This is a genomic window from Arthrobacter sp. NPDC057388 (assembly GCF_042668165.1).
Taxonomy (GTDB): Bacteria; Actinomycetota; Actinomycetes; order Actinomycetales; family Micrococcaceae; genus Arthrobacter.
Genome location: NZ_JBHVBL010000100.1, coordinates 1 through 2,063, shown reverse-complemented (window position 1 = coordinate 2,063; position 2,063 = coordinate 1). Strand labels below are relative to the sequence as shown.

The 2,063-nt window shown below is 65.7% G+C and carries 1 protein-coding gene and 1 pseudogene; one reads left to right on the top strand and one right to left on the bottom strand.

Going from position 1 to position 2,063, the window contains the following annotated elements:
* Nucleotides 1-33: 33 nt before the first annotated feature.
* A complete protein-coding gene (locus ACFUTU_RS21350) occupies nt 34-1,143 on the bottom strand; it encodes a ScyD/ScyE family protein (protein ID WP_377967951.1) in 1,110 nt (369 codons plus the stop codon).
* A 564-nt stretch (nt 1,144-1,707) separates the two neighbouring features.
* Here ACFUTU_RS21350 and ACFUTU_RS21345 point away from each other — a divergent pair.
* Nucleotides 1,708-2,063: pseudogene (locus tag ACFUTU_RS21345) on the top strand (HNH endonuclease); the annotation flags it as partial.

Sequence of the window (2,063 nt, the reverse complement as noted above, 5' to 3'; positions counted from 1 at the left end):
GGCCTTTTTTGTTACTCGTGATAAGCGTCTTCGTTAGTCGTCGAGCGGCATCTTCACCACGCGGCCGTCCGGGGCCGCATTGGGGGCCGGCAGGGAGTTGACCGTCGCGTAGATCGTTTCGCCCCTGATATCGACGTCAGCCGTGAGCATGCCGGGGAGAACCACAGTCTGCTTCCCCGAGTGGGCAGACAACCTGAGAACGCCCTTGCCGAACAGCGACGCAACGTACACGTTCCCGTCGTCGTCCATGTCCAGGCCGGTGGGTGACATGAGGTGGTCGGCGAACAGCTTGACGCGGCCGTTGTGCGGATTCACCTTATAGACGGCACCCCGCGCTCCCAGTGCCGGGTCCTCCGGACCTCCCGGCAGCACCGAGACATACAGCCACCCGTCCGGCCCGCGCTCAACGTCGGTGGGAACCGGCTCGAACCTGTAGGCGTGCCCCGCGATGCAGCCCGGGAGCTTCAGCGCCGCAGCTTCCTTGGCTGTGAAGGTGTGCGGCCGGGCCGGAAGCACAGCAACTGTTTCAGCTTTACCGGACTTCACGTCGACGGACACGATGGCGTTGGCTCCGGCGTCGGCAACGTAGATGGTGCTGCCATAAACTTCGATCCCATACGGATGCGAATCGATTTGTCCCTTGTAGGAGACCGGCACGTCCTTCGGCAGCTTGGCAACGCAGGCGGCGGGAAGATCCCTGAAGCCGTACCTCGTGCCGCCGTCGGCGTTGTGTTTTGTCTCCAGGGCGGCAAGATTGCCGAAGGTGCGCTGCTTGCCACCCGGGTCAATGCTCCTGATGTGCCCAGCCAACGGCCTCGGATCCATGGGGCCGGCGCCTTGGCTTTCGGCGAGGTAGATGGTGCGGCCGCGGCGGTCGGAGCCCGCCACATCCCAGGCTGCATTCCGATAGACGACCGATTTGCTGCCGTTCCGTGCGATCTTTGTCAGCTGCCCCTTGAATTCCTCGCTGACCAGCACGGAACCATCCTCGCCGTCGCTGAGGTGGAGCGGGCTCAAAAGGCCCTTGGCAAGCACGGTCTGTGCAGCCTTGGCTGTCGTCTGGCTGGCAGGGTTGCCGGCCGGGGCAGCGTGGCCCGCCGGGGACGCCGACAAGAGGAGTGAGGCAGCTGCGACAGCCGCCAATAGTGCTCGTTGCTTTTCCATACCGTCTCCAATGTCAATGTGCGTGTCCAGAACATTGAGACCGATATGTGGTCCGAAAATCGGGTCCCCCGACGCGCGTATTCTAAGCCCGGCTTTCGGAGCCTGTCGATGGGCTGGTGCTTGGGGGAGTCTGCGGCTGGCAAAAATGTCATACCCCGGCAGGAGAAGATGTTCATGGAAGCCGTTGGGGGATCCACCGCAGACCGGGACTTGGCGTCCGGTCCCGCTGGGCTGGCCTCTGCCTCAGGGAACGACGGCGGGGGCTGGCTCGACTGGGCGCCTACCGGCGGCTCTTCCGCCGAGAACGACGGCGGGGGCTGGGCGAGCGGGGAAGGCACCGGCGGCGGGGCTATTAATGTCAGACCCCCCGTTCAAACTGTTCCTATGGAAGCCATAAAAGGATTCACCGCAGACCGGGCCTTAGGGTCCGGCACCGGTTTGTTCGGTTCCGCCCAAAGCGCTGGGCCGGCTTCCGTCGGCGCGACCGCCCTGCACAGCGTTCCCGCTGAAGTGGTTCCAGACGCAGACGCCGTTGACCAGGCTATGGCCTGGCTAGAGTCTCACGCGGTCACGGCGGAGGACACGGCGTTGTGGGGTTTTGGCAGGGCGGCTGATTTCGCGGACCGGATTGAGCGGCTCTCCCGGAGGGTGGAGCATTTCCAGGTGGTCGCGGCCGGGGCCGTGGAAAGGTCGCGGACCGCGGCCCTCACCGCCGCCGCGGCACCCCTCGTCCCCAACGCTGATACCGGCCAGGCCACGTCTGCCGAAGCCCCTTCCGGCCCGGACGCCGGCGCGGACCCCAACGCTGACGGTGCCCGGAACACCGCCGAGTTCCTCCGCACCCGGCTGGGCATCAGCGCCTGCGAAGCCCGCCGCCGCCTCACCCTGGCCGATTCCAT